The organism is Streptomyces sp. CB01201, from assembly GCF_002803085.1.
Classification (GTDB): Bacteria; Actinomycetota; Actinomycetes; order Streptomycetales; family Streptomycetaceae; genus Streptomyces; species Streptomyces hundungensis.
In genome coordinates, this window is record NZ_NNBJ01000004.1 from 306,631 (window position 1) to 327,796 (window position 21,166).

At 72.3% G+C, this 21,166-nt stretch carries 15 protein-coding genes; 8 read left to right on the plus strand and 7 right to left on the minus strand.

Annotated elements, in window-relative coordinates:
* Positions 1–2: 2 nt before the first annotated feature.
* From CG740_RS11575 to moeZ, 8 genes are all read left to right on the plus strand, one after another.
* The gene (locus tag CG740_RS11575; RefSeq protein WP_100574958.1) at positions 3–1,052 is read left to right on the plus strand and encodes an ABC transporter permease; all 1,050 of its coding nucleotides are present in this window, start codon (positions 3–5) and stop codon (positions 1,050–1,052) included.
* Positions 1,049–2,047 carry an ABC transporter permease gene (locus CG740_RS11580; protein ID WP_100574959.1) on the plus strand — a complete coding sequence of 333 codons (999 nt, stop codon included), beginning with the start codon at positions 1,049–1,051 and terminating at the stop codon, positions 2,045–2,047. The genes CG740_RS11575 and CG740_RS11580 overlap by 4 nt, the downstream gene beginning before the upstream one ends.
* Positions 2,044–3,891 carry a dipeptide ABC transporter ATP-binding protein gene (locus tag CG740_RS11585; RefSeq protein ID WP_100574960.1) on the plus strand — a complete coding sequence of 616 codons (1,848 nt, stop codon included), beginning with the start codon at positions 2,044–2,046 and terminating at the stop codon, positions 3,889–3,891. The genes CG740_RS11580 and CG740_RS11585 overlap by 4 nt, the downstream gene beginning before the upstream one ends.
* A gap of 191 nt (positions 3,892–4,082) precedes the next feature.
* Positions 4,083–5,894, plus strand: coding sequence for a DUF3492 domain-containing protein (locus CG740_RS11590; RefSeq protein ID WP_100574961.1), 1,812 nt, complete (start codon positions 4,083–4,085; stop codon positions 5,892–5,894).
* Complete coding sequence (locus tag CG740_RS11595; protein WP_234376196.1) at positions 5,891–6,958, plus strand: hypothetical protein; 1,068 nt, start codon at positions 5,891–5,893, stop codon at positions 6,956–6,958. Before CG740_RS11590 ends, CG740_RS11595 begins: the two co-directional genes overlap by 4 nt.
* Before the next feature lie 146 nt (positions 6,959–7,104).
* Positions 7,105–8,073: an NAD-dependent epimerase/dehydratase family protein gene (locus CG740_RS11600; RefSeq protein ID WP_100574962.1), complete on the plus strand. Its 969-nt coding sequence runs from the start codon at positions 7,105–7,107 to the stop codon at positions 8,071–8,073.
* Positions 8,061–8,837, plus strand: coding sequence for a spherulation-specific family 4 protein (locus tag CG740_RS11605; RefSeq protein ID WP_100574963.1), 777 nt, complete (start codon positions 8,061–8,063; stop codon positions 8,835–8,837). The genes CG740_RS11600 and CG740_RS11605 overlap by 13 nt, the downstream gene beginning before the upstream one ends.
* A 63-nt stretch (positions 8,838–8,900) precedes the next feature.
* A complete protein-coding gene (gene moeZ / locus CG740_RS11610) occupies positions 8,901–10,079 on the plus strand; it encodes an adenylyltransferase/sulfurtransferase MoeZ (protein WP_100574964.1) in 1,179 nt (392 codons plus the stop codon).
* Positions 10,080–10,278: 199 nt separating this feature from the next.
* Here moeZ and CG740_RS11615 read toward each other — a convergent pair whose 3' ends face one another.
* The 7 genes from CG740_RS11615 to CG740_RS11645 all read right to left on the minus strand — a co-directional run bounded on the left by CG740_RS11615 (position 10,279) and on the right by CG740_RS11645 (position 21,111).
* Positions 10,279–11,865 (minus strand): alpha/beta hydrolase, encoded by a 1,587-nt coding sequence (locus tag CG740_RS11615; RefSeq protein ID WP_234376197.1) that lies wholly within the window; start codon positions 11,863–11,865, stop codon positions 10,279–10,281.
* A gap of 69 nt (positions 11,866–11,934) precedes the next feature.
* On the minus strand, positions 11,935–13,332 hold the full coding sequence (hemG, locus tag CG740_RS11620) for a protoporphyrinogen oxidase (protein ID WP_100574966.1): 1,398 nt from the start codon (positions 13,330–13,332) through the stop codon (positions 11,935–11,937).
* Positions 13,329–14,507, minus strand: coding sequence for a TIGR04053 family radical SAM/SPASM domain-containing protein (locus tag CG740_RS11625; RefSeq protein ID WP_100574967.1), 1,179 nt, complete (start codon positions 14,505–14,507; stop codon positions 13,329–13,331). Before CG740_RS11625 ends, hemG begins: the two co-directional genes overlap by 4 nt.
* Positions 14,504–15,229 carry a respiratory nitrate reductase subunit gamma gene (narI, locus tag CG740_RS11630; RefSeq protein WP_100574968.1) on the minus strand — a complete coding sequence of 242 codons (726 nt, stop codon included), beginning with the start codon at positions 15,227–15,229 and terminating at the stop codon, positions 14,504–14,506. Before narI ends, CG740_RS11625 begins: the two co-directional genes overlap by 4 nt.
* A complete protein-coding gene (narJ, locus tag CG740_RS11635) occupies positions 15,229–15,870 on the minus strand; it encodes a nitrate reductase molybdenum cofactor assembly chaperone (protein WP_100574969.1) in 642 nt (213 codons plus the stop codon). Before narJ ends, narI begins: the two co-directional genes overlap by 1 nt.
* Positions 15,867–17,438 carry a nitrate reductase subunit beta gene (narH, locus tag CG740_RS11640; protein ID WP_100574970.1) on the minus strand — a complete coding sequence of 524 codons (1,572 nt, stop codon included), beginning with the start codon at positions 17,436–17,438 and terminating at the stop codon, positions 15,867–15,869. The genes narJ and narH overlap by 4 nt, the downstream gene beginning before the upstream one ends.
* A gap of 4 nt (positions 17,439–17,442) precedes the next feature.
* Positions 17,443–21,111 (minus strand): nitrate reductase subunit alpha, encoded by a 3,669-nt coding sequence (locus CG740_RS11645; RefSeq protein WP_100574971.1) that lies wholly within the window; start codon positions 21,109–21,111, stop codon positions 17,443–17,445.
* Positions 21,112–21,166: the final 55 nt, after the last annotated feature.

The following is a 21,166-nucleotide window of genomic DNA, read 5'->3' on the forward strand; positions in this document are numbered from 1 at the left end:
CCATGTCCGAAGCCCTGTTGACCACCGGAGCGGGCGTCGTCGCGACGCCCGCCCCCGGCGGTCGCCTCTTCTGGCGGCGGCTGCGCGCCCAGCGCGCGGTCACCGCCGCGGCGGCCGTCTTCGCCCTGCTCGTCCTGGTCGCGCTCGCGGCCCCGCTGCTCACCGCACTCGAAGGCCAGGATCCCAACGCCTACCACCCCGCGCTCGTCGACTCGGCCAGCGGCGGAGTGCCGATCGGCTCCTTCGGCGGGATCAGCGGCGACCACTGGCTCGGCGTCGAGCCGCAGACCGGCCGCGACCTGTTCGCCCGGATCGTCTACGGCGCCCGTGTCTCGCTCGGCGTCGCCTTCGTGGCCACCCTCATCCAGGTCGCGCTCGGCGTCGGGCTCGGCCTGTTCGCCGCGCTCGGCGGCCGCTGGGCCGACCAGATCGTCAGCCGCGTCACCGATGTCGCGGCCGCCCTGCCCATGCTCGTCATCACGCTCGGCCTGCTCGCCGTGGCGCCCGCCTCGATCCCGCGGCCGGTCCTGATCACGCTGATCATCGCCGGGCTCGGCTGGTTCGGCACCTCGAAGATCGTGCGGGCCGGCGCCCTGTCGCTCAAGACCCTGGACCACGTCTCGGCGGCCCGGCTCAGCGGCTGGAGCACCTGGGCGATCGCCCGCCGCGAGCTGCTTCCCGCCCTCGCCGCGCCCGTGATCACCTACGCGGTCCTGCTCGTCCCCAGCAACGTGGTGGCCGAGGCGGCGCTGTCCTTCCTGGGCGTCGGCATCAAGCCGCCCACCCCGTCCTGGGGGCAGATGCTCACCGACGCCAACACCTGGTACCAGGCGGCGCCCACCTATCTGCTCCTGCCGGCCGGGCTCCTGTTCCTCACGGTGCTCTCCCTGACCGTGATCGGCGAGGGGGTCCGCACCGCGCTCGACCCGAGGGCGGCGTCCCGCCTGCGGGTCGGCACGCGCAAGCAGAACAGGGCCGCGGAAGCCGCCCGGGCCGCCGAACCCGGCCCCGCCATCGAATCCGCCAAGTCCCTTGAGGAGAAAGCAAGTTGAACGGCTTCACGGGCTTTCTGCTGCGGCGGATCGCCGGAGCCGTCTTCGTGCTCCTCGCGCTCTCCGTCGTCGTGTACGCCGTCTTCTACGTGGCCCCCGGCAACGTCGCCCAGATCGTCTGCGGCGAACGCTGCTCACCGCAGCAAGTTGCCCTGGTCCACGACAAGTTGGGGCTCGACGATCCGCTGTACCTCCAGTACGGCCACTTCGTCCAGGGCATCTTCGCCGGACGCGACTTCTCCTCCGGAACGGGAGTGGTCCACTGCTCCGCGCCCTGCCTCGGCCAGTCCTACCGCACCGACGAACAGGTCACCGACCTCATCCTCGGCAAGCTCCCGGTCACCGGCTCGCTCGTGATCGGCGCGTTCGCGCTGTGGCTGCTCATCGGCGTCGGCACCGGGGTGCTCTCCGCGTGGAAGCGCGGGGGAGTCGTGGAGCGGCTGCTCACCTGGCTGACCCTGGCCGGCACGTCCACGCCGGTGTTCGTCATCGGCCTGCTGCTGATCATCATCCTCTGCTCCACGCTCCAGTGGCTGCCGTTCCCGCAGTACGTGCCGTTCACCGACAACCCGGAACAGTGGTTCTGGGGCCTGCTGCTGCCCTGGTTCTCCCTGGCCCTGATCGAGTCGGCCAAGTACGCACGGCTGACCCGGAGTTCGATGCTGGAGACGCTCGCCGAGGACCATGTGCGGACGTTCCGCGCGTACGGCCTGACCGAGCGGGCCATCGTCGGGCGCCACGCACTGCGCGGCGCGGTCGCCCCCGTCATCGCGCTCAGCGCGCTCGACGCGGGCACGATGTTCGGCAGCGCGGTGCTCACCGAGACGCTCTTCGGCATCCCCGGCATCGGCCGCCAGCTCGTGGAGTCGGTGCGCACGGTCGACCTGCCGGTGGTGGTCGGCGTGGTCCTGACCACCGGATTCTTCGTGGTGCTTGCCAATGCCGTGGCGGACGTCCTGTACGCGATGGCCGATCGACGGGTGGTGCTGTCATGACGCCGGTTCCTGCTGGGGCGCCGCTGGTGGAGGTCGCCGACCTGCACGTCTCCTTCGGTGATGTCCGGGCCGTCGACGGCCTCTCCTTCACCCTTGAGCCCGGCGCCGCGCTCGGCGTGGTCGGCGAGTCCGGCTCCGGCAAGAGCGCGTCGGCGTACGCGCTGCTCGGGCTGCACCGGGGCACCGGGGCGCGGGTCTCGGGCGCGATCCGGGTGGGCGGGGTCGACGTGGTCGCCGCCTCCGACGCCGAACTCCGGTCGCTGCGGGGTGGGTTGGCGGCGATGGTGTTCCAGGACCCGCTGTCCTCGCTCGACCCGTACTACACGATCGGCGACCAGATCGCCGAGGTGTACCGGGTCCACAAGGGCGGCTCGCGGCGGGCCGCCCGGGCGCGGGCGATCACGGTCCTCGACCGGGTCGGCATTCCGGACGCGGCCCGCAAGTCCCGTTCCCGTCCGCACGAGTTCAGCGGCGGTATGCGACAGCGGGCGCTCATCGCGATGGCGCTGGCCTGCGAACCGCGACTGCTGATCGCGGACGAGCCGACGACGGCGCTCGACGTGACCGTCCAGGCGCAGATCCTCGATCTGCTGCACGATCTGCGGCGCGACACCGGACTCGGGCTGCTCCTGGTCACCCACGACGTGGGGGTCGCGGCGGAGAGCGTGGACGAGGTCCTGGTGATGCGGGCGGGGCGGGAGGTGGAACGGGGGCCGGTCGGCTCGGTCCTGGCGTCGCCGAGGGAGTCGTATACGAAGGCGCTGCTGTCTGCGGTGCCGAGGCTTTCCCCCAGCCCGGGGACGGAGGCCGCCGGGGCTCCGCCCCGGACCCCGTTCGCGCCTGAACGGCGCTCGTCCTCAAACGCCGGACGGGCTGAAGATGCCGCCGAGCCCAGCACGGACAGAGCGACGGGCCCTGCGTGGCCCGCAGTGGCAGAGGGGGCCGAGCCCAGCCCTGCCAGGGGCGCGGGGAACTGCGCGACCAGCCACGCACGGTCCGCAGCCGTCCCATCCCCCCGGAGGGGTTCGGGAAGGGGCGGGGTGGGGGAGGAGCCCGCCGCAGGCGAGGGCCTCGTGATGGAAGCCGTTGGGCTTCGGAAGCGGTTCGGGCGGGGGCGCGCCGCGTTCGACGCCGTCGACGGCGTCGACCTCCACGTCCGCCGGGGCGAAACCCTCGGCATCGTCGGCGAGAGCGGAAGCGGCAAGACCACCCTGGGCCGCATGCTGGTCGGCCTCCTCGAACCCAGCGCGGGACGCGTCACCCGCACCGGCGACGTCCAGATGGTGTTCCAGGACCCCGTCTCCTCCCTCAACCCCCGCCGCTCCATCGGCGAATCCGTGGCCGACCCCCTCCGCGCGGCAGGCGAACGCGACGACACCCGCATCCGGGCCCGCGTCGCCGAACTCCTGGCGCGCGTGGGGCTCGACCCGGACCGCTACGACAGCTACCCGCACGAGTTCAGCGGCGGGCAGCGCCAACGCGTGGGCATCGCACGGGCGTTGGCCGCCGAACCGAAGCTCATCGTCTGCGACGAGCCGGTATCGGCCCTGGACGTCACCACCCAGGCCCAAGTCACCGAACTACTGGCCGAGTTGCAGCGCGAGCTCGGCCTGGCGCTGGTCTTCGTCGCGCACGACCTCGCCGTGGTGCGGCAGGTCAGTGACCGGGTCGCCGTGATGCGCCAGGGCCGGATCGTGGAGGAGGGCGAGGTGGACGTGGTGTACGGCGAGCCGAAGGACCCGTACACCCGGCAGCTGCTCGCCGCCGTGCCGTCGCTCGACCCCGCCCTGGCCGCCGTCCGCCGTGCGGCCCGGCGTGAGGGGGCGGAAGCGGCGGTGGCGTAGCCGTATGTGACCGAGCCGCACCGTAGCGCGACCGAACGCACCCGGGTCGGGAAAGTTACGTGCATTCACCCCTTCCGGTGGCGCGATGGACAACCGTCCGTCGCGCCATCGGTATCTCCGCTTACGTTCGTCCCGCTGCGAGTCCCCGGTGCCGACGGGGGCCGCCCACAAGGGAGATCGGGGGTGCGCACATGCGGATCGGACTGCTCACGGATGGCGGTTATCCGTACACGACCGGCGAGTCGAGACTGTGGTGCGACCGGCTCGTGCGCGGGCTCGCGCGGCACGAGTTCGACATATTCGCGCTGAGCCGCAGCCGGGAGCAGGAGGAGCGGGGCCTGGTCGAGCTGCCGCCCCAGGTCCGCCGGGTCAACACCGCCCCGCTCTGGACCGCGCCCGACCACCGCCCCGTCGGACGCGGGCGCACCGCGCGACGCGGCCACGGGCGGCGTGAACGCCGGGAATTCGCCGCCCACTTCGGGCGTCTCGCCACCGCCCTGTGCGCGGAGGAAACCGCGGGTCCACACGATGCGGACGGCTTCGCCGAGGGGCTCTACGGGCTCGCGGCCCTCGCCCGGGAACACGGCGCCCTCGACGTCGAGCTGCGCTCCGAGACGGCCGTCCGCATCCTGGAGGCCGCCTGCCGCGCGCCCGGCGCGAACCGGGCCGTCCGGGCCGCCCGGGTGCCCGACCACCTGGCCTTCGCCGGCCTCCTTGAGCGCGCCCTGCGCCCGCTCTCCCTCGACTGGTACGGCGACGACGCGCTCGGCGCGGCCGACCTCAGCCACGCCACGTCCGGCGGCAGCGCGGCCCTGCCCGGCCTTCTGGCCAAACGCTTCTGCGGGGTCCCGCTGCTCGTCACCGAATACGGCGTCCAGCTGCGCGCCCAGTACCTCGCGAGCCGTCAACTGTCCGCCCCCGTCAGGGCGTTGCAGGCCGGTTTCCAGCGCCGCCTGGCCGCCGAGGTGTACGCGCGGGCCGAACTCGTCACCCCCGGCAACACCCACGCCCGCCGTTGGCAGGAGCGCTGTGGCGCGGACCGCGCCAAACTGCGCACGGTCTACCCGGGCATGTCCGCCGACCGCTTCCACGCCGTGGGCGAAGGCGCCTACGGCGGCGAACCGAACACCCTGGTGTGGGTCGGCCGAATCGAACCCGCCAAGGACCTCGTCGCGCTGCTGCACGCCTTCGCCGAGGTCCGCCGGGCCGAACCCGCGGCCAGGCTGCGCCTCGTCTGCGTCCCCACCGAGGGCGCCGGGGCCGCCGGCTATCTCGCGCACTGCCGGTCGCTCGCCGCCCAGCTCTTCCCGGACGAGGCGGCCGGTGCCCACGCCGTCGGCGAGAACCCCGTCTCCTTCGAGGAACTCGGCGGCCCCGAGGCTCCCGACCTGGCCGGCGCGTACGCCGCCGGCAGCGTCGTGGTCCTGTCCAGCGTCGTCGAGGGCTTCCCGCTCAGCCTCGTCGAGGCCATGTTCTGCGGCCGGGCCACCGTCTCCACCGACACCGGCGCGGTCGTCGAAGTCATCGGCGGCACGGGCCTGGTGGTGCCGCCGCGCAATCCGCGCGCCCTCGCCGATGCCTGTGTGAGCCTGCTGCGCGACCCCGAGCGGCGCGCGCGCCTGGGTGCTGCCGGCCGCGCCCGTGCGCTCGAACTGTTCACCGTCGAGCAGAACATCGCGGCATTTCGCGGCATTTACCTGGAGCTCATGTCGCACAACCCGGTCCACCGCGAGAGCGCCGACCGGGCGCAGGCGCCCCGGCCCTTCGCCCACCCCGCCGAGGCCCATGTGCCCGGACGCTGGGCCGCCCCGACCGCCGCCCGGATCCCGGCGGGCGCGGCCCTACGCGCGCCGAGCTGGGCGGCCGGTCGTCCGCTCGCCGTTCTCCTGCGCGACCGCCTCGACCCGCGCGACCGCCCCGACCCGCGCGACCGCGCCGACCCGAGCGAGCGCGCCGAGCCGCGTGAGCGCCTCGACATCGCGGAGGAAGGTGCCGGCGCATGACCGATCTGCCCACCGCCACCGCCCGGCGCGGACCCGCCGACCCGGTCAAGGCGCTCATGCACCGCCACCGCGAACTGTGCGAACGCGCCGTCGACCCCCTGGAGATCGCGGCCGGCCTTGAGGCGCACGGTGTCACCGACCGTACCGCCGCGCGCTTCCGCCACCGCGACGTGTTCTCGCTCGCCGAAGAGCTCTACGCCCGGGTGCCCCGGGACACGCAAACTCCCTCCGCTGTACGGGAGTTGACCCGGCCGTCCACCGGGTGGGCCCGGTGGGCGCTGCTGCCCGGTGTCGTCAGCGCCCTGGCCGTCACGGGCGTGCGGCTCACCTCCGGCGGTATCCGCCCGACGGTGGGCGCGCTCGGCGCCGTGGCCTTCGCGGTGGCCCTCACCCTGACCCTGCGGCGCGGGCCCCTGCGCGCGGGCCGGGGCGCCCGGCCCCTCGGCCGTGTCTGCGCCGGCTGGCTGCTGGCGTACGCGGTCGGCGGTGACGGGCTGCTCGGCGACGCCCTGCGCGGCGGCCCCGACGGACTCTGGGCGCTCGACCCGGCGGCGGCCACCGGCCTCGCCTTCGCCGTGGCCCCCGCGCTGTGGTGCGCGCACCTCTTCTCCGTACAGGCGCGCGGGAAGCTGGCCTCCAGCCGCGGGCTCGCCGAGTTCTCGGGACGCTCGCGGCCCCTGCTCCTCGCGACCGCGGTGCTGTTCCTCGGCGGCCTGACCGTATGCCTGGCCACGGCTCAACTCGTGTATGGATCGGTGCAGTTGGCGTCCTGCGTCGCGCTCGGTCTGCTGCTCTGGCTCGCCCGGCTGCTCGCCGCGCACGGATTCTCCGCCGCCGCCACCAAGGTGCTGGCCGCCGCGGCCGGAGCCGAACTCCTCGCACTGGCCTCCGTGTTCGCCGGCCGGCTGCCCGGACTCGCCCTCCTCGGCCGTCCCGTGGACGCCGTCGTGGCGGCCTGGGGTCCCGGGGCCGTGCCCGCCGTGGTGTGCGGCGCCGCCGCTCTCGCCCTGCTCGCCCGAGCCGCCGCCGTACTGGCCCGCGCCTCGGCCCACTGTGACCAGTGAGGCGCCCGATGAACGACGCGCCCACCCCACCGAAGCGCCGACCTCGCCCGCCCGCCAACAGGGCCTGCCGAGACGGCAATTGAAGGAGAACGACACATGACCGCCCTGCCCCCGGCCTCCCGCCGCCCGCACGGAAGGACCGTGCGATGAGGGTGCTGCTGCTCGGAGCCAACGGATACCTCGGCCGGTTCGTCGCCGACCGCCTGCTCGCCGACCCCGCCGTCCAGCTCACCGCGCTCGGGCGCGGCGACGACGCCGACGTACGGTTCGACCTCGCCACCGGCAGCCCGGGAGCCCTGACCCGCTTCCTGGACGCCGTGCACCCCGGAGTCGTCGTCAACTGCGCCGGAGCCACCCGGGGCGGCGCCCGCGAACTGACCCGGCACAACACCGTCGCCGTCGCCACCGTCTGCGAGGCGCTGCGGCGCAGCGGCTGCGGCGCCCGTCTGGTGCAGATCGGCTGCGCGTCGGAGTACGGGCCCTCGCAGCCCGGCTCCTCCACCGCCGAGGACGCGGTGCCGCGCCCCGGTGGCCCGTACGGCGTCTCCAAGCTCGCCGCGACCGAACTCGTCCTCGGCTCGGGGCTCGACGCGATCGTGCTGCGGGTCTTCTCGCCCGTCGGCCCCGGCACCCCCGCGGGCTCACCCCTCGGCCGGCTGGCCGAGGCGATGCGGCGGGCCATGCAGTCCGGCGACGGCGAGCTGAAGCTCGGGGGGCTCGGAGTCCAGCGGGACTTCGTGGACGTCCGCGATGTGGCGCGGGCCGTGCACGCGGCATCGCTCTCGGCCGCGCAGGGCGTGGTGAACATCGGCACCGGACGCTCGGTGAAGCTCCGCGACGCGGCCGCCGTACTGGCCAGGGTCGCCGGTTACGCGGGCGCGCTGCACGAACTCGACGGCCCGCCCGTCATGCGGCCCGGCCTCATCGGCTCGCCGCGCTCCGGCGAGGGCGCCGCCCTCGAACACCTCGCCACTCCCTCCCCGTACCCCGACGGCTGCGGCAGCTGGCAGCAGGCGGACGTGCGCACCGCCCGCGACCGGCTCGGCTGGCGGCCCCGGATCAACCTGGAGGAGTCCCTCGCCGACATCTGGATGGAGGCGGCATGCCGAATCTGACCCGCCTCCAGAGCCGGCGCGCGGCGACCGGCTCCACCCGGCTCGGCCTGGGCGTCCCCGGCTACGCCCACCCACTGGTCGCCCCGGTGGAATGGGCCGAACTCACGCGTCCCGGAACGCCGTTGCACTGGGCCGTGCTCAATGTGTCCGGCGGCAGCCCGGGGGGCCCGGGCAGCCGGCCCGACCCGCACTGCCTGGAAGCGGTCGGCAGGCTCCGCAACGCGGGGATCCGGGTGCTCGGCCATCTCGACACGGCGCACGGCAGCCGGCCGTTCGGCGAGCGGATCTCCGAGGCGCACCGCTACCTCGACTGGTACCGGGTCGACGGCTTCCTCCTCGACCGCTGTCCCACAGAGCGAGACGCACTTCCCGAAATGCGGCGCACCATCGACACCCTCCGGGCCCTGCGCGAGGGCGCCCACCTGGTCCTCGGCCACGGAACGCATCCGTACCCGGGCTATGCGGAGGTCGCCGACCAGCTGGTCACCTTCAGCGGACCCTGGCACGAGTACCGCTGGTCCCAGGTGGCCGAGTGGACCGCGGACTACCCGCCGGAGCGCTTCTGCCACCTGGTGCACGGGGTGCCCCGGACGCATCTGGAGGAGGCGCTGCGGATCGCCCGCTGGCAGGGCGCGGGCACGATCTACTTCACGGACCGCGCCGACCGCCCCCGCCGTCGAAACGGACAGATCAACCCATTCGAGGCGCTGCCCGGCTACTGGGACGAAATCGTCTCGCGGATCGGACCCGCTATCTCGGAATGAGGGGGAGCGTGGCAGTGTTACGGAGAGAACAACCGTACTGACTTACCGACCGACGGAGTTTCCGTGTCGCTGCCACCCCTGGTCGAGCCAGCAGCTGAGCTCACCGTAGACGAGGTCCGCAGGTATTCGCGCCACCTGATCATCCCCGACGTCGGGATGGACGGGCAGAAGCGGCTGAAGAACGCGAAGGTGCTCGCCGTGGGCGCCGGCGGGCTCGGCTCCCCGGCCCTGATGTACCTGGCCGCAGCCGGTGTCGGCACGCTCGGCATCGTGGAGTTCGACGAGGTCGACGAGTCGAACCTCCAGCGGCAGATCATCCACAGCCAGGCCGACATCGGCCGCTCCAAGGCCGAGTCCGCGCGGGACACGGTCAAGGGCATCAACCCGTACGTGAACGTGATCCTCCACGAAGAGCGGCTCGAAGCCGAGAACGTGATGGAGATCTTCAGCCAGTACGACCTGATCGTCGACGGCACGGACAACTTCGCGACGCGCTACCTCGTGAACGACGCGTGCGTGCTCCTCAACAAGCCGTACGTATGGGGTTCGATCTACCGCTTCGACGGCCAGGCCTCGGTGTTCTGGTCCGAGCACGGCCCCTGCTACCGCTGCCTCTACCCGGAGCCGCCCCCGCCGGGCATGGTCCCGAGCTGCGCCGAGGGCGGCGTGCTCGGCGTGCTGTGCGCGTCCATCGGTTCCATCCAGGTCAACGAGGCCATCAAGCTCCTCGCGGGCATCGGCGAGCCGCTGGTCGGCCGCCTGATGATCTACGACGCCCTGGAGATGCAGTACCGCCAGGTGAAGGTCCGCAAGGACCCCAACTGCGCGGTCTGCGGCGAGAACCCGACCGTCACCGAGCTCATCGACTACGAGGCCTTCTGCGGCGTCGTGTCCGAGGAGGCCCAGGAAGCGGCCATGGGCTCGACGATCACTCCCAAGCAGCTCAAGGAGTGGATCGACGCGGACGAGAAGATCGAGATCATCGACGTCCGCGAGCCGAACGAGTACGAGATCGTCTCGATCCCGGGCGCGAAGCTGATCCCGAAGAACGAGTTCCTGATGGGCACGGCCCTGGAGTCGCTCCCGCAGGACAAGCGCATCGTCCTGCACTGCAAGACGGGCGTCCGCTCGGCGGAGGTCCTCGCGGTCCTCAAGTCCGCGGGCTTCTCCGACGCGGTCCATGTGGGCGGCGGCGTGATCGGCTGGGTCAACCAGATCGAACCGGAGAAGCCGATCTACTGAGGCGTGGTTTTCGACTGCGGGCCGTCGTGGGGCGTGCGCGCAGTTCCCCGCGCCCCCAAAAGACATGGCCGAAGGGGCGGCCCCGCACCATGCGTGCGGGGCCGCCCCTTCGGCCGTGCTGCGGCGTCAACCCTGCTAGGGGCGCGGGGAACTGCGCGAACGCCCCCACCGGCCCGCAGCCGAGGAGCAAGAAACCCGTCTACTGGCACACCGCCCCGGCAGAGGGCACCTTTCCGTCCAAGAGATAAGAGTTCACCGCACTCTGCACACACTTGTCGCCGCTGTTGTACGCCCCGTGCCCCTGCCCCTTGTACGTCAGCTCCACGCCGACGCCGGGGCCGAGCTTGTCCACCATGTTCTTGGCACCCTGGTACGGCGTGGCGGGGTCGCCCGTGTTGCCGACGACCACGATCGGGGCCGCGCCCGGCGCGCTCACGTCGGGCGTGGTCCACTGCCCGGCGACCGGCCAGGCGGAGCAGCCCATCAGGCCCCAGCCCATGAAGTCGCCGAAGACCGGCGAGGCCCGGTGGAACTCGGGGAGCTTGGCCTTCGTCTGCTCCAGCGTGTAACGCTGCTTGAAATCGGCGCAGTTGATGGCCGCGTTGGCCGCCTGGATGTTGCTGTACGTGCCGTCCTTGCTCCGCCCGTTCATCGCGTCCGACAGCGCGAGCAGCAGTGCGCCGTTGCCGCCCTCGGCCTCGTCGACGCCCTGCTCAAGGAGCTGCCAGTACTCCTTGGAGTACAGCGCCTGTGCGATGCCGTTCGTCGCCTGGGTCTGGCCGAGCTGCCGCCCGCTGTTGCCCGCCGGGATCGGCTTGGTGTTGAGCTGGGCGAGCAGCTTGACGATGACGTCCTCGACCTCCTTGACGTTCGCGCCGCGCAGCAGGCACTTGTCGCCCCGGTTCACGCAGTCCTGCGCGAAGTTGTCGAGGGCGAGCTGGAAGCCCTTGGCCTGGCCGATCGCGCCCTGCTCCACATCGCTGGTGGGGTCGACGACCGCGTCGAACACGGCCCGCCCGACGTTCTTCGGGAACAGGTGGGCGTAGACCCCGCCGAGCTCGGTGCCGTAACTGATCCCCATGTAGTACAGCTTCTGGTCGCCGACGACCTGGCGCAGCAGGTCCATGTCGCGGGCGGCGCTGGTCGTGCCGACGTGCGGGAGGACCTTGCCGGAGTTGTCCTGGCAGGCGCCGGCGAACGACTTGAGTCCGGCGACGTACGCCTTCTCCTTGGCGGGGTCGTCGGGGGTGGCGTCCTGCGCGAAGTAGGTGTCGAGCTGGGAGTCGTTCTCGCACTGGACGGGCGCGCTGGCGCCGACCCCGCGCGGGTCGAAGCTGACCAGGTCGTAGCGGGCGCGCAGGGCGCCGTAGTCGCTCGCGGCGGCGGGCAGCGTGGTGACGCCGGAGCCGCCGGGGCCGCCGAAGTTGAAGATCAGCGAGCCGATGCGGTGGCTCTTGTCGGTGGCCTCGGCGCGGATGAGGGCGATGTCGATCGTGCCGGCCTTGGGGTCGGCGTAGTCGAGCGGCGCCTTCATGGTGGCGCACTTCCACTCGCCGCCGCCCGGCGGCGGCGAGGGCGCCGAGCCCGTGCCCTCCGCCGCGGTGGGTGCCGCGCACGCCTTCCAGTTCAGCTTCTGGGCGGCGAGCTTGGACACGTCGGCGGTGCCGGAGGTGAGCCCGCCGTCGTCCTTCGCCCCGCCGGAACAGCCGACGGCGGCGAGCAGTACGGCGGCGGCGCTGATCGCGGCGGCCCGGTTCCGCCCTCGCGGGGCACGGTGGTGTTCCATCCCCCCATCCTGCGGCGCCGCACCGGGGGGCGCGCGAGCGGGGCGGCCCATCAGGGTGGCGCGCCCCCCTCAGCCGGGCACGCCCACCGGGGTCGCCCGGGCCACCCGGTCCGCCGCCGCGAACCCCGTCGCCACACAGGCCGCGATGCCGACGCCGTCGTACGCCGCGCCGCACACCTCAAGGCCGGGCAGCCGGGCGATGTCCTCGCGGATGCGGGCCAGCCGGGCGGCGTGGCCCACCGTGTACTGGGGCAGGCCCCGGTCCCAGCGGCTGACCCGGGCCGCGAGCGGCTCGCCGATCGGGCCCGCCGCGTGGTGCAGATCGTTCAGGGCGGTGCGCACGAGGTGACGGTCGGGGCGGTCGAGGAGGTGCTCCTCGCCGGCCCGGCCGATCGAGGCGCGCAGCAGGAAGAGGTGCGGGGCCGCGTCCGCCTGCCAGCGCCACTTGTTGGACAGGAAGGTGGCCGCCTTCACGGTGTGCCCGTCCACGGGCGGTACGAGGAAGCCGTTGCCGGACGGAAGCCCGCCGAGCGCGGCCCGGTCGCGCGCGAACGCCATCGTCACCACGGCCGTGCTCGCGTACGGGACCGCGGCCAGGTCCGTGTGCGCGACGGGCGCGTGCGGGCGCAGCAGGGCCGCCGCCGCGAAAGCGGGCACCGCGAGGATCACCGCGTCCGCCGCGAGCAGCAGCGGGCCGTCGGCGGTGGCCGCCTGGACCCGCCAGGTGCCGGACGGGGTGCGCTCCAGCGCCCGTACGGTCGTCCCGGTCAGGACGCGGGCCCCGCTGGCCCGGGCGACGGCGAGCGGCAGCCGGCCGGTGCCGCCCTCGATGCCGCGCACGAAGGAACCCGTGGGACGCGGGCGGCCGTGCAGCGCCGGGAGCAGCGGCCCGCCGCGCTCGGCGATGCCCGCGATGCCCGGCATCGCCGAGCGCAGGGACAGGGCGTCGGTGCTGCCCGCGTACACCCCGCCGAGCAGCGGCTCCACCAGGCGGTCCACCGCCTCCCGGCCGATCCGCTCGGCGAGGTAGGCGGAGATCGCGACGTCCTCGGTGACGGGGACGGCCGGCCGGGACGGCTCCTGGTGCAGCCGGGCGAGACCCTCCTCCGACAGGAGTCCGGTACCGGCGAGGGCCGCCGGGTCGGACGGGATGCCGAGCACATGACCGGGCGGCATCGGGCGCAGCGCGCCCCGCGTCCATACGGTCACCGGGGCGGGCGCGGGGTCGGCCAGGGCCCGGCCGAGACCGACCGCCTCGGCGAGGTCGACCGCCTCGGGCCGCAGCGCCATCACCGACTCGGCGCCCTCGTCGACGGCGACCCCGGCCAGCGTGCCGGTGCGGAGCTTGCCGCCGACCCGCGGCCCGCTCTCCAGGACGGTGACCTCGGCCCGGCCGCGCAGCTGCCAGGCGGCGGCGAGGCCGCTGATGCCGCCGCCGACGATGATGACCGATCGCTTCGATGTCATGGGGCCAGCTCTCGCAGGTCGTCTCGATGGGGGAAGCTGCCGGGCTCGTACGCGCACCACGGGTCGGCGGCGAGCACATCGCCGGTCAGTCCGTACGCGCGGGAACGCGAGCCGCCGCAGACGGTGTTGAACTCGCAGCGCCCGCACTTGCCGCGCAGCAGCGCGGGGTCGCGGAGCGTGGCGAACAGGGCGGAGCCGCGGTAGATGTCGGCCAGCGGATGGTGTTTCACATTGCCCGCGGAGACGGGCAGGAAGCCGCTGGGGTGGACCTCGCCGGTGTGCGAGACGAAGACGAAGCCCCGGCCCGACGAGACGTCCATCGGGGGCCGCCGCACCGGCCGCCCCTCGCCCTCGAAGAAGCCCAACTCCCTTGCCCTGCGCGTGAGTTCACGGTGCAGCGGGCCGAGCTCCGGATGTTCGCCGTGCCGGGCCAGGATCGCGCGCTGGAGGGCGACGCGGCGGAAGTGGTGGCCCTCGGTCGTCTTCGTGGCGATCATCGAGCCGCAGTCGTACAGGAAGTGCAGTACGTCCTCGATCTCGTCCGGGGTCAGGGCGTCGAGGCTCGCGCCGCGCCCGGTGGGCACCAGGATGAACCCGGACCACAGCATCGCTCCCTCGCGCCGCACGAGCGCCGCGATGTCCGCGAGGTCGGACAGGGCGGCGCGGGTGACCGTGGTGTTGATCTGCACCTTGAGGCCGAGCTCGCGGGCCGTGCGCCAGCCGTCCAGGGTCCAGTCGAAGACGCCGTCGACGCCCCGGAAGGCGTCGTGCCGCTCGGCCGTCGACCCGTCGAGCGAGAGGGAGAGCGCCACCGCGCCCGCGTCGCGTACCGCCGTCAGGTTCGCGCGGGACAGGGTGGGGGTGCCGGACGGCGAGACCGCGACCCGAAGGCCGAGCGAAGTCCCGTACGCCACCAGGTCGTTGAGGTCGGCGCGCTGGAACGGGTCGCCGCCGGTGATGACGAACAGCGGGCTCGGCTTCCCGAACGCGGCGATCTGGTCCATCAGCCGCCGGGCGTCCACCCCGTCCAGCTCGCCCGGGTCGCGGTCCGGCTGCGCCTCGGCGCGGCAGTGCAGACAGGCGAGCGGACAGGCCCGGGTGGCCTCCCAGATGACGATGAAGGGCCGCTCCGTCACCGCGTGCCGGGGCTTGCGGACGAGGGTGCGCCCGCTCATCGCACCTTCTCCCAGCCGCGCCGGTCCGCGCGGCCGGCCGTCAGCTTCGGGTCGCGGCGCCGGTAGACGACGTAGGGGCGGAACAGGTACTGCACCGGCGCGCTGAACATGTGCACCAGGCGCGAGTACGGGATCAGCGCGAACAGCGTGAAGCCGAACAGGATGTGCAGCTGGAAGGCGAGCGGGGCCGCGCCCATCAGGTGGTAGTCCGGCTGGAAGGTGAACAGCGAGCGGAACCAGATCGAGATGCCCTCGCGGTAGTTGTAATCCCCGGTCGCTCCGGTCGAGTTGAGGATGGTGGCGGTGAGGCCGAGCACCATCGCGCCGAGCAGGAACGTGTACATCAGGTGGTCGCTGCGCAGGGTCGCCCGGCGCACCGCGGGGACCTTGAAGCGGCGGAAGACCAGGATGCCGATGCCGGCCGCCGCCGCGACGCCCGCGACCGCGCCCGTCGACACGGCGAGCAGGTGGTAGGTGTGGTCGCTGACGCCGACCGCGTCCGTCCAGCTCTGCGGGATCACCAGGCCGACCACATGGCCGAGCACCACGAAGAGCATCCCGAAGTGGAACAGCGGCGAGCCGATCCGCAGCAGCCGTGACTCGTGGACCTGGCTGGAGTGGGTGGTCCAGCCGAAGCGGTCGTAGCGGGCCCGCCAGAAGGTGCCCGCGATCAGCAGGGCGACCGACACATAGGGCAGTACGCCCCACAGGAGCAGATCCATCAGGATGCCTTCCTCTCGGGGAAGCCGGGCCAGGGGAGTTCGACGCCGGGTCCGAACGGCTCAAGGCCCACGGTCTCCTGCGGCGGGCCGGCCTTGGCCAGCGCCTTCGCCTCGGCCTTCGTCCTGGGCGAGGCGCCCGGCAGCGTCGCGCAGACCGCTTCGAGGACGTCGGCGTAGGGGGTGCCGGTCTCGGTCAGGGCGAGCCGCAGCAGTTCGAGGCCCGCGCGGTGCTCCTGGAGCAGCCGGGTGCCGGACTCCTCGTGGCGCCCGGCGAATTCGAGGGCGGCGGGCAGGAAGTCGGGCAGTTCCTCGTGACTGAACTCCAGGCCGTGGTCCCGGTAGATCCGCTTCATGCGGACCATCGAGAGGCCCCGGCGGCGGGTGTCGCCGTCGGTCCACCACGTCAGATACAGACAGCGCCGGTTACGGGTGTCGAAGGTGGAGGTGTAGTGCGCGGCCAGGTCGAGCGGCTCGGTGGCCGCCGCGATGTCCACGAAGGCCTGGAGCCGCTCGGCGGCGGCCCCGGGGCTCTGCCGCAACGCCTCGCGCAGCAAAGGGAGTTGGGCGTAGAAGACGTCGTCCGGGTAACGCAGGCAGCGGGCCGCGACCAGCCGCAGGACGGCCGAACTCTCGGGGATCATGCGCTCCTCCGGGTGGGGGAGAGGTTCAACAGGACGCGTCCCGGGGCGACTTCGCCACCCGGTTCGGCTCGGCCTGCGTCGCCGACCGGGCACGTCTCGTCGAGTGGATGGGAGTCGGCTAGGGCCTCGGCGTCGGCGCGGGCCGCGCTCGGCACCACGTAGCGGTCCTCGTACTTGGCGATCGCGAGCAGCCGGAACAAGTCCTCCATCTCGGCGCCGGTCAGGCCCACGGCGCTCGCGATGGACTCCTCGCGCTCCTCGCCGAGGTTGACCCGCCGCATATAGGCGCGCATCGCGGCCATCCGGCGCAGCACCGCCTCCACGGGGTAGGTGTCGCCCGCGGTCAGGAGTTCGGCCAGATACTCCACCGGGATCCGCATGGCGTCGATCGCGCCGAACAGGTTCCCGGCGTCCTCGCCGTCGTGGCCGCTCGCGGCGACCGCCTCGACGACCGGCGACAGCGGCGGCACGTACCAGACCATCGGCATCGTGCGGTACTCCGGATGCAGCGGCAGGGCGACCTGGTAGGTGGCGATCAGGTCGTACACGGGGGAGCGGCGGGCCGCCTCGATCCACTCGTGGGTGATGCCCGACGCCTTGGCCGCGGCGACGACCGCCGGGTCGTTCGGGTCGAGGAAGCACTCCAACTGGCTCGGATACAGGTCGTGTTCGTCCTCGACCGCGGCCGCCTCGGCCACCTTGTCGGCGTCGTACAGCATCACGCCGAGATAGCGCATCCGCCCGACACAGGTCTCCGAGCAGACCGTCGGCAGGCCCACTTCGAGGCGCGGGAAGCAGAAGGTGCACTTCTCGGCCTTGCCGGTGGCGTGGTTGAAGTAGACCTTCTTGTAGGGGCAGCCCGTCACGCACATCCGCCAGCCGCGGCACTGGTCCTGGTCGACCAGGACGATGCCGTCCTCCTCGCGCTTGTACATCGCGCCCGACGGGCACGAGGACACGCACGCGGGGTTGAGGCAGTGCTCGCAGATCCGCGGCAGGTAGAACATGAAGCTCTGCTCGAACTCGAAGCGGATCTTCTCGCCGACCTCGTCGCGGATCTTCTCGACGATCGGGTCGAGCGGGGCGTTCTCGGGCGCGCCGCCCAGGTTGTCGTCCCAGTTCGGGCCCCACTCGATCTTGTCGACGGGCTCACCGGTCAGGCTGGACACGGGCCGTGCGACGGGCAGGTCGTTGCCCGCCGGGGCGTCGATCAGGTTCTTGTACTCGTACGTCCAGGGCTGGTAGTAGTCGTCGATCCCGGGGAGTTCGGGGTTGGCGAAGACCTGGCCCAGGCGCTTGAGCCGGCCGCCCGCGCGCAGGCGCAGCTTGCCGGAGCGGGTGCGCTCCCAGCCGCCCTTCCACTTCTCCTGGTCCTCCCAGCGGCGCGGGTAGCCCTGGCCGGGGAGGGTCTCGACGTTGTTGAACCAGACGTACTCGGTGCCCTGCCGGTTGGTCCACGCCTGCTTGCAGGTGACCGAGCAGGTGTGGCAGCCGATGCACTTGTCGAGGTTCATGACCATCGCGATCTGGGCCATGACGCGTCCGATGGTCGCTTCGCGACGGGGCATGAGATCAGTACTCCACGTTCTGGTCGCGGCGGCGGATGACGGTGACCTCGTCGCGCTGGTTGCCGGTCGGGCCGAGGTAGTTGAACGCCCATGTCAACTGGGCGTAGCCGCCCACGAGATGGGTGGGCTTGAGCATGATCCGGGTCAGCGAGTTGTGGATGCCGCCGCGCCTGCCGGTCTTCTCCGTCTTCGGCACGCCGACCGTGCGCTCCTGGGCGTGGTTCATGTAGACGGTGCCGGCGGGCATCTTGTGCGAGACGATCGCGCGGGCGGTGACCACGCCGTTGCGGTTGACCGCCTCGATCCAGTCGTTGTCGCGCACGCCGATCGCGTCGGCGTCCTGCGGGGACATCCAGACCGTCTGGCCGCCCCGGCCGAGCGTCATCATGTAGAGGTTGTCCTGGTACTGGCTGTGGATGGCCCACTTGTTGTGCGGGGTGAGATAGCGGACGGCGACCTGCTTGCCGTCGGTGGAGCCCAACTCGGGCTCCCCGTACAGGCGGTGCATGTCCAGCGGCGGCTTGTAGACGGGCAGCGCCTCGCCGACCTCGTGGATCCAGTCGTGGTCCAGGAAGAAGTGCTGGCGGCCCGTGAGGGTGTGCCAGGGCTTGAGGTGCTCGGTGTTGACGGTGAACGCGGTGTAGCGCCGGCCGCCGGACTCGCTGCCCGACCACTCCGGCGAGGTGATCACCGGGACCGGCCGCGCCTGCGTGTCCGCGAACGTGATGCGCTTGCCCTCGGCCTCGGCGGCCAGATGGGCCATGTGCTGCCCGGTCTTCTTCTCCAGGGTCTCGAACCCCTGGGTAGCCAGGCGCCCGTTGGAGGTGCCGGACAGCGACAGGATCGCCTCGCAGGCGTGCTGGGCGGTGTCCAGGCGCGGCCGCCCCTCGGCGACTCCCTTGCGCACCAGGCCGTTCTTCTCACCCAGATACGTGATCTCCTCGGCCACGTCGAAGGTGATCGCCTTGGTGGTGACGCCGAGCTTGTCGACGAGCGGGCCGAGCGCGGCGAACTTCTCGCCGACCGCGCCGTAGTCCCGCTCGACGACGGTCAGGTTGTACATCGTGCGCCCCGGCACCGGCTCGCACTCGCCCTTCGACCAGTCGAGCGCCACTCCGCCGGGCTGGGCCATCTCGCCGCCCGGGGTGTCGTGCTGGAGGGCGGTGGCGACGACGTCCCTGCGCACCCCGAGGTGCTCCCTGGCCAGCTCGCCGAAGCGGTCGGCTATCGCGTGGAAGGCGTCGTAGTCCGAGCGGGCCTGCCACGGCGGGTCCACGGCCGGGGTGAAGGCGTGCAGGAACGGATGCATGTCGGTCGAGGACAGGTCGTGCTTCTCGTACCAGGTGGCGGCCGGCAGCACGACATCGCTGAGCAGCGTCGTGGACGTCATCCGGAAGTCCATGGCGAGCAGCAGGTCGAGCTTGCCCTCGACGTCCTCCTGGTGCCAGGTGACATCGCGCGGGGCACAACGGGGGCCGTCGTCCGGCAGGTTGGAGTGGGTGCCGAGCAGGTGCTTGAGGAAGTACTCGTTGCCCTTGGAGGACGAGCCGAGCAGATTGGCCCGCCATACGTTCAGGACCCGCGGCCAGTTGTGCGGCGCGTCCGGGTCCTCGCCGGCGAACCCGAGCCGCCCCGCCTTGAGTTCGTCCACCACGTGCTGGACGGGGTCCTCGGCCTCGCCGAGTTCCAGGGGGTTGCGGTCGAAGGTCGGGTACGACGGCATCCAGCCCATGCGGGCCGAGGCGGCCAGGCAGTCGGCGCCGGTCATGCCCTCGAAGCGGCCGTCACCGAGCGGCGAGGCCAGCGCCTCGGCGGGCAGGGTGTCGTAGCGCCACTGGTCGGTGTGCAGATAGAACCAGCCCGCGCCGATCATGTGCCGGGGCGGCCGGGCCCAGTCGGAGGCGCTCGCGAGCGTGGCCCAGCCGGTGACCGGACGGCACTTCTCCTGTCCGACGTAGTGGCCCCAGCCGCCGCCGTTGCGGCCCTGGCAGCCGGTGAGGGTGAGCAGCGCGAGGAAGGCCCGGTAGATGGTCTCGGAGTGGAACCAGTGGTTGGTGCCGGCGCCCATCAGGATCATGCAGCGGCCCTCGGACTTCTCCGCGGTGTCCGCGAACTCCCGTGCCACACGCGTAACTTGGGCCGCCGGGACGGAGGTGAGGGTCTCCTGCCAGCCGGGCGTGCCCGGGGCGTCCGCGTCCTCGTACGAGGCGGGCCACGCGCCGGGCAGGCCCTCGCGGCCGACCCCGTACTGGGCCAGCATCAGGTCGTACACGGTGGTGACGGCGCGGCCGCCGATGCGCCGGACCGGGACACCGCGGCGTACGACGCCCTCGGCGTTCTCGGCGGTCTCCTCGAAGCGGGGCAGCACGACCTCGGCGGTCTCGCCCTCACCCAGCAGGGTGAGCCGGGGCACGGTGTCGCCGAGGTCCAGGTTCCACTCGGGCGTCGAGCCCCAGCGGTGGCCCAACGTGCCGCTCGGGACGACGGGTCGGCCCGTGGTGTCGTCGATGAGCACGGTCTTCCACTGTGCGTTCTCGGAGTCCTCGCCGAGATCGGCGGCGGTCACGAACTTGTGCGGCACCAGCCCTTCCTCGGTCTCCTTCAGGGATACCAGGAAGGGAAGGTCGGTGTACTTCCGCACGTAATCCGTGAAGAACGGGGTATCCCGCTCGACGAAGAATTCCTTGAGAATGACATGGCCCATGGCGAGGGCGAGCGCACCGTCCGTTCCGGGGTGCGGATGCATCCACTCGTCGGCGAACTTGGTGTTGTCCGCGAAATCCGGGGAAACGGTGACGACCTTCTGGCCGCGGTAGCGCGCCTCGGTCATCCAGTGGGCGTCGGGGGTGCGCGTGACGGGGACGTTGGAGCCCCACATCATCAGATAGGCCGCGTCCCACCAGTCGCCCGACTCCGGCACGTCCGTCTGGTCGCCGAAGACCTGCGGGGAGGCGACGGGCAGGTCCGCGTACCAGTCGTAGAAGGAGAGCATCGGCGCGCCGATGAGGGAGTGGAAGCGGGCGCCGGCCGCGTGCGAGGCCATCGACATCGCGGGGATGGGGGAGAAGCCGGCGACCCGGTCGGGGCCGTGCTCCTTGATGGTGTGGACGTGGGCGGCCGCGACGATCTCGACGGCCTCCTCCCAACTCGCCCGCACCAGGCCGCCCTTGCCGCGTGCCTTCTGGTACCGGCGGCGCCGCTCGGGATCGCCCTGGATGTCGGCCCAGGCCAGCACCGGGTCGCCCAGGCGGGCCCTGGCCTCGCGGTACATCGTGAGGAGCGCGCCCCGTACGTGCGGGTACCGGACGCGGGTGGGGGAGTAGCTGTACCAGGAGAAGGAGGCGCCGCGGGGGCAGCCGCGCGGCTCGTACTCGGGGCGGTCGGGGCCGACGGAGGGGTAGTCGGTGGCCTGGGTCTCCCAGGTGATGATGCCGTCCTTGACGTACACCTTCCAGCGGCAGGAACCGGTGCAGTTCACGCCGTGCGTCGAGTACACGACCTTGTCGTGGCTCCACCGGTCCCGGTAGAAGGACTCGGCCTCGCGGCCGCCGGTGCGGTGCACGGTGCGCAGGTCGTCGGAGACCTCGGCGCGGGTGAAGAAGCTGCCGGCCCGCACGAGTGCGTCGGCAACGCCGCGGTCGCGCGGTTCCTTCTGTTGCGGCTTCTGTTGCAACGGAAACTCCTCCGGCCCGGAAAAAGAATGTGGCGAGCCTTTCCGGACGGGTTGT